This is a genomic window from Promineifilum sp. (SeqCode) (assembly GCF_041918635.1).
Lineage (GTDB): Bacteria > Chloroflexota > Anaerolineae > Promineifilales > Promineifilaceae > Promineifilum.
In genome coordinates, this window is sequence record NZ_JAYRVJ010000684.1 from 1 (window position 1) to 7,215 (window position 7,215).

The 7,215-nt window shown below is 65.7% G+C and carries 5 protein-coding genes; 3 read left to right on the forward strand and 2 right to left on the reverse strand.

Translation table 11 applies throughout. The annotated features are described in order from the left end of the window. Together ACE3UY_RS20055 and ACE3UY_RS20060 are read left to right on the forward strand one after the other, a co-directional pair. Positions 1-1,082 (forward strand): META domain-containing protein (locus tag ACE3UY_RS20055; RefSeq protein ID WP_374689254.1); only part of this gene is annotated, 1,082 nt, incomplete at its 5' end. Between the two features lie 152 nt (positions 1,083-1,234). After that, positions 1,235-3,901 (forward strand): transporter substrate-binding domain-containing protein, encoded by a 2,667-nt coding sequence (locus ACE3UY_RS20060; protein WP_374689255.1) that lies wholly within the window; start codon positions 1,235-1,237, stop codon positions 3,899-3,901. Between the two features lie 88 nt (positions 3,902-3,989). Here the strand turns inward: ACE3UY_RS20060 and ACE3UY_RS20065 are convergent, their stop codons facing one another. Together ACE3UY_RS20065 and argS are read right to left on the reverse strand one after the other, a co-directional pair. After that, positions 3,990-5,045, reverse strand: a complete 1,056-nt coding sequence (locus ACE3UY_RS20065; RefSeq protein WP_374689256.1) for a magnesium transporter CorA family protein — start codon at positions 5,043-5,045, stop codon at positions 3,990-3,992. A 40-nt stretch (positions 5,046-5,085) separates the two neighbouring features. Then, on the reverse strand, positions 5,086-6,756 hold the full coding sequence (argS, locus tag ACE3UY_RS20070; protein WP_374689257.1) for an arginine--tRNA ligase: 1,671 nt from the start codon (positions 6,754-6,756) through the stop codon (positions 5,086-5,088). Positions 6,757-6,835: 79 nt separating this feature from the next. On the opposite strand from argS, the gene ACE3UY_RS20075 reads away from it, so the two are divergent. Then, a partial coding sequence (locus ACE3UY_RS20075; RefSeq protein WP_374689258.1) for a wax ester/triacylglycerol synthase domain-containing protein occupies positions 6,836-7,215 on the forward strand: 380 nt, incomplete at its 3' end.

A 7,215-nucleotide genomic window follows, 5' to 3' on the forward strand; every position in this document is an offset into this window, starting at 1 on the left:
AGCCGTGGCAATTGAACCAGGTGGCAGCCAGCGGCAGCCGGGCCGAGTGCCCCGGCGCGACGACGACCTATGAGTTGCGCGTCGTCGCCACGGGCGCGGCGACGGACGTGCGTTCGATTCGCGTGGACGTACAGCAGCAGCCGGCGGCCAACGTGCCGCTCATCACCTTCTTCACCGTCACGCCCGGCTTCCAGATCACGGCCGGGCAGTGCGTCGACGTGCGCTGGCAGGTGGAGGGCGAAGTCAGCACCATCCGCGTGACCCGCAACGAGCAAGTGCTGTGGGACGGCGCGCCGGTGCGGGGAACGTCGCGCGACTGCCCGCCGGTGGGGGCAATGGGCTATATGGTGGAGGCGACCGGCCCGGGCGGCACCGCGCGGGCGCGCCAGGATGTGTCCGTCATCGAGCCGCCCACGCCGGCCCCACAGGCCACGGCCACGGTCGAGCCGACGCGGACGCCGCTGCCGGGCGATCAACCGGCGGTCATCCACGCCTTTAGCGTCACGCCGGCCCAGATCAACGTCGGGCAGTGCGTCACGGTGTCGTGGAGCGCCGGCGGCAACATCGGCCGCATCCAGATCAAGCGCAATGGGCTGATCGTGCTCGACTTCGCCCAATTCAGCGACAGCCTGACCGATTGTCTGAATACCGAGGGGACGTATACCTATCGCATCGAGGCGGCCGACTTGCGCGGCCAGCTGGCTATCCAGCAGGCGTCGGTGACCGTGGGTTTGGGCGCGGCGGGCCTCATTGGCGGCTGGCGGGTGGCGACCATCAATGGCGCGACCGTTATCCCGGGCACGGAGATGACCATCGTCTTCGGCGACGCCAACAACCTCAGCGGCTCGTCGGGCTGCAACACCTTCAGCGCCGCCTATCAGGTGAACGGCAGCAGCCTGTCCGTGGGGCCGCTAGGCGCAACGTCGCAGATGTGTTCCACCCCACCGGGCGTCATGGAGCAAGAGCAGTTGTTCCGGACCGTGCTCAGTTCGGCCACGGGCTTCACGGTCGAAGGGCGGCAGTTGTCGATCCGCAGCGCGCGCGGCCAGTTGACGCTGGAAAGCCTGGCCCAACCGCGCTGACAGCCAGTACGGCGGATAGACCGCCGTCCGCTTGCCGGCCAGCCGGGGCGGCTCGAAAGCGAGTTGTTTCCCCCTCTTGTCAGAGAGCGGCATGATGACATAAAATAGCGGAACGTCGTCATTGGGACGCGCGATTGGGAAGGAGGTCTATCATGGCGGATAACATTGAGAACCCGGAAGGCGAACTGCCCGAAGGGCAACCCCTGCGCGAGCCTGTGCACGAACCTGTGCACGACTACGAGGCGGAGACTGTCGTCTACGAGCCGGAGCCGGTGGAGCAGAACTACACGCTTGATGACGTTGAGGAAGAGGCTAACCAGCGGCGGAACAATCTGCTGTTGGGCGGGCTGCTCATCCTGGCCATTCTCGTGGGGGCGTTACTGCTCTACATTTTCCTGAACCGCGACGGCGGCAGCGGCGGTCTCATCCCCATCACGCCCTCGCCCGACACGAGCGACCAATCGTGGAACCGCGTGCGCACCGCCGGCCGGATGGTGGTGGGTACGTCGCTCGACAATCCCCCGTTCAGCTACCGCGATGCGCAGTTCCAGCCGACCGGCTTCGACATCGCTCTGATCCAGGAGATAGCTAACCGGCTGGGCGTGGGAACGGAGATCCGGGACATGGCCTTCGACAGCCTGGGCAACGCGCTGAACCAGGGGCAGGTCGACGTCGCCATCGCCGCCATCTCGATCACCCCCGAGCGGGAGCAGCAGCTCGACTTCAGCAACGTCTACTACGTCGGTGAAGAGGGCATCCTGGCCCGGGCCGACTCGCCCATCACGGCGGTCGCCAGCCTGTCGGACATGGCCGGCCGGCGCATTGGCGTGCAGCGGGGCAGCGTCTATGAGGCGTGGTTGCAGCGCGACCTGGTTGACAGCGGCATCACCGCCGCTGGCAACCTGTTGGTCTATGAGACGGCCGACGCGGTGGTACGCGACCTGCGCGAGCAGCGGCTCGACCTGGCCATCCTCGACCGGCGACCGGCGGAGGCGGCCGTGGGGCAGGGCGGCGTCAAGCTGGTTGGCAGCGGGCTTAACCCGCAGCGCTACGCCATCGCCGTGCGCCCGGGCGCGGAGGCGCTGCGCGGCCAACTCAATGCCGCTCTCCTCCAATTGCAGAACGAGAGCCGGTTGAACCAGCTCATCCAGCAGTACCTCAACGTGAATCCCGGCGACATCATCACGCCGGCCCCAACCACCCCGGTGCAGCCCACTACGCCGCCGGTCATTGATCCCACCGCCGCGCCATGTTCCAACGGCATGCGCTTCATCGCCGACCTGAACCTGGACGACAACAATATGCAGTCGCCGCCGCCGGTGAGCCCCGGCCAGGCGTTCAGCAAGGGCTGGCGCATCCAGAATAGCGGCACCTGCGCCTGGACAACGTCCTTCCGGCTGGTGTTCGTCAGCGGCAACGTGCCGGGGGCCAGCATGGGCGGCCAACCGACGCCGGTGCAAGCGTTCGTGCAGCCAGGACAGCAGTACGACATGTTCGTGAACCTGGTCGCGCCGCTGGCGCCGGGCGTCTATCAGGGCGTGTGGCAGATGGTGGATGAGCAGAACCGGCCGTTCGGCGACCGCATCTGGGTGGGCATCACCGTGCCCTCACCGGCTACGGCCACGCCGCAGCCGACGCAGACCCCCTCGCCGAGCATCCAGTTCACGGTGAACAGCACCGACATTGTCCAGGGGCAGTGCGTGACCTTCACCTGGAATGTGCAGAACGCCTCGGCCGTCTTCTTCTTCGCTCAGGGCGAGGCGTGGCAGAACAACCAGGTGACGCCGCAGAACACGCGCGTCGTCTGCCCGGCGAACACGACCACCTACTTCCTGCGCGTGACCAAGCCGGGCGGCGGCGTGGAAGAGCGACAAATCGCCATCAACGTGCGCCCGTCGGTGGGCGCGCCGGTCATCGCCCTGTTCAACGCCAGCCCGGCGCAGGTCACGGCCGGCCAGTGCGTCCAGTTGCAATGGGACGTGCAGGGCAGCGTGACGCGCGTCACCGTTAGCAACCAGTTCCGGGTCATCTGGGACAACGCCCCGGTGCGCGGCAACACTCAGGACTGCACCGGCGCGCCGGCCACGGTCGAGTACCGCTTGCAGGCCACCGGCCCTGGCGGCGCGAGCCAGGCGCTCGGCTACGTCAACGTCGTCAGCCCGGCCACGGCCACGCCCGTGCCTACAGCTGTGCCGAGCGAGCCGATCATTGACGCGTTCGAGATCACGCCGACGCAGATTCAGACCGGCCAGTGCGTCCAGATCAGTTGGCGGGCCAGCGGCGCCACGTGGCTGGTGCGCCTGTTGCGCAACAACGTGCTGGTGCTGGACAACGCCGGGCTGACCGGTTCGGCGCAGGACTGCCTGCAAACGGCGGGCACGATCGTTTACCAACTGGTCGCCAGCACGGCCGGGGGACAATCCACCTCGCGCGACCAATCGGTGCTGGTCACCGAAGCGCCGCCGGTCAATCCGCTGGCGGGCAAGAGCTTTGACCTCGCGGCGCTCAATAACAACCCGCTCATCACGGATACGCTGATCAGCGTGACGTTCGACGCCGACGGCCGAATGAACGGAAACGGCGGCTGCAACAACTTCTCCGGGCGCTATACAGCCGAGAATGGGACGATCACCGTCACGGACATATCCATTGGAAGGGTAATGTGCGTTATCCCGGAAGGGGTGATGGAACAGGAACAGGCCTTCATCGATGCGCTGCGCGCCGCAGTGGTGTTCGAGCTGTCGCCCGACAATGGCCTGCTGATCATGCGCAACATCGTCAGGGATGAGGTGTTGCGGTTTACGGGGAGGGCGAGGTAAGAAAGCGGGGGGGCAGGGGTGAAAGAACGCTCTATTGGGTGAGCCTTTCACCCCCGCTCCCTCGCCCCCCTGCTCCCCCGCTCTTCACTCAGAACCAGCGGCGGCGCTTCATATAGATGAGCAGGCTGGCGGCGACGATCGCCATGAGCAGCAGGACGGCCGGATAGGCCCACGGCTGCTTGAGTTCTGGCATGTACTCGAAGTTCATGCCGTAGATGCTGGCGATGAAGGTGATGGGCAGGAAGACGGTGGCGATGATCGTCAATAGCTGGTTGACGCGGCCGGTGTTGCGCTCGATGTTGCCCATGTGCAGGCTCATGATCTCCGTCATGTAGCCGCGCAGCCGGTCGTAGAACTCGAGCAAACTCTCGATCTCTCGATAGAGCGACTTGGTGAAGTATTTCGAGACGTCATCGCTGATGAACTTCGACTCGGCGTCCTTGAGATACTCTAAGAAGTCTTCCAACTCCAGCAGCGGCTCATTCCAGGGCTTGATCTCCTCGCGTGTGCGCAGGATGACCCGGTAGATGGTCTCGCGCCCCTGGCCGTCCAGCACGAAATCCTCGAGGTCTTCCAGCTCCACGGTCAGGTGCTTAAATCCTTGCTGGTACTGATCGACGACGACCGCCCGCAACAGCAAGTAGAACAGGTAGTCGGCCCCGTGCTGCTGCACCTTTGTCTGCCGGCTGATGGCGCGCAGGCGGGTGCGGGAGAAGAGGCCGTGCACCTGGTGCTCATACAGGATGACGAAGTTGGCCCCCAGCACCAGCGAGCCGCTGCTTTGCTCCAGCCGGCGCGACGCCTCGTTAAAGTAAGGGACGCGATATTCCAGGTAGAGGCAGTTGTCGTACTCGATCTCGAACTGCTTCTGACCCTCGTCCAGAATCTCGGCCAGCACGACCGGATCGACGTGGAAGGCATCCAGCAGACGGGCTATCTCCGCCTCGTCGTGCACGTCGCGCACGGTCACCCAGTTCACGCGCGCCGGATCGACGTACTGCAACAACTGATCGATGCTTTGACATTCGAACGCCTCGATGTTGGCGGCGTCGTAGGTCACGATCGAGTAGCGAGCCTTGTTGTTGGGCCGGACCTCCGGCTTGTCGTTCGCCGGCGTCAGGACGGTGCGCGAGTCCTCGGTCATAGGGGTCATCCGTAAGAACAACTGGTCATCGGGGAACCGGCTACATCACTTCCGGCGCGCTCATGCCCATCAGGTCGAGCACGCGGGCGAAGAGGGCCTGGGCCGCGCGATAGAAGCGCAGCCGGGCCAGCCGCAGCGGTTCCGGCACGTCGCTGTGCAGCACGCGGCACTCCTCGTAGGTCGGGTGAAAGAGCGCGGCCAGATCATAGGCGTAGAAGGCCAGCCGGTGCGGCTCATAGGTCGTGGCGATCGTCTCCAGCACGTCGCCCAACTCCAGCGCCTTGCGCAAGAAGGCCAGTTCTCGCTCGTGGGTCAGCAAACTCAGGTCGGCGTCCGCGTCCGCGTCGGCCGGCAGCCCGGCCTCGGCCCACTTGCGGAAGATGCCGGCGCAGCGCACGTGGGCGTTCTGAATGTAATAGACCGGGTTCTTGTCCGAGTGCTCCACGGCCAGATCGAGATCGAAGTCAATGGGGCTGTTGGCCGAACGGGCGATCATGAAGTAGCGGATAGGGTCGGCGCCGACCTCATCGACCAGTTCGTCCAGCGTCACGTAGAGGCCGCGGCGTGTGCTCATCTTGACCGGTTCGCCGCCGCGCACCAGGTTGACGATCTGGTGTAGCAGCGTGTGGACGAAGTCGGAGTCGTAGCCCAGGGCGCGGACGCCCATAAGCACCTGGGGTGCGGTGGCGTGGTGGTCGGGGCCAAAGATATCTACGACCAGATTGAAGCCGCGCTGCGCCTTGTCCCAATGGTAGGCGATGTCGGGCAGGCGGTAGGTCGGTTCGCCGTCGGCCTTGACGACGACGCGATCCTTGTCGTCGCCGAAGGCGGTCGAGCGGAACCATTGCGCGCCGTCCTGCTCGTAGATGTAACCGCGTTCCCGCAACGCTTCCAGCGTCTGCCAGACCGCGCCCGTCTCGTAGAGGCTCTGCTCGCGGAAGTACACGTCGAAGACGATGCCGATGCGGGCCAGCGTCGCCTTCTGCTGGGCGGAGATGCGGTCGCGGGCGTAGTCGGCGAAGAGCGGGGTGGGCATATCGATCAGCGCGTCGCCGTGCTCGGCGATGATCGCCTGGGCCAGGTCGGTGATGTAATCGCCCTGATAGTGCTCATCGGCCAGTTCGGCCGGCTGGCCCAATGCTTGCAGGTAGCGCACCTTGACCGACTCGCCCAGCAGCGTGACCTGCCGGCCGGCGTCGTTGTAGTAGTACTCCATCGTCACGTCATAGCCGGCGGCGCGCAGCGCGCGGGCCAGCGTGTCGCCGATGACGCCGCCCCGCGTGCGGCCGAGGGTGATCGGGCCGGTCGGGTTGGCGCTGACGCACTCCACCTGCGCCCGGCGATGGTGACCTGCATCGGTTTGCCCGAACGCCGCCGGGTCGGCCAGAATGCGGTCGGGCAGCGTTTGCAGCCAGGGCGTGGACAGCCGGAAGTTGATGAAGCCGGGCGGCGCGACAATCACCCCATCCAGGTAGTCGAGATGGGGCAGGTGGGCGGCGATGGCTTCGGCGATCTTGAGCGGGGCCATGCGCGCCGGACGGGCCAGTTGGAGGGCGACAGCTGTGGCATAGTCGCCGTGCGTCGCCTCGCGCGGGCGTTCGACGAGCACGTCGGGCAGGTCGAAGGCAGGCAGGCTGCCGCCGGCCTGGGCGGCGGTGAGCGCGGCCCGGACGGCCGCGGCGAGTTCGTGATGGTGAAGCATGGGCGGCATTTTAGCATCATGTCAGGTGGGACGCACTTCGGAAAGTGCATCCCACCCATCTGTGCTATACTGTACATGGGACAGAGCTATGGCCGACCGAATTACCCCCCTCGCCAACGTGGACGCCGCCTGGTTGAAAATGGAAGACCCCACCAACCTGATGATGGTAACCGGGGTGCTGACCTTTCGCCGGCCGGTCGACATGGCCTACGTGCGCGCCCTGGTCGAGTCGCGCCTGCTCCAATTCGACCGCTTCCGGCAGCGAGTCATCCGGCCGGCGCTGCCCCTCGCCCCCCCCTATTGGGAGTTCGACCCCGCGTTCAACGTCAACGCCCACCTGCGCCGCGTCGGCCTGCCCCATCCCCACGACAAATCGGCGTTGCAGAGTCTCGTCAGCGATTTGATGAGCACACCGCTCGACTTCAGCAAGCCGCTGTGGCATCTGCACGTGGTCGATGGCTATGGCGA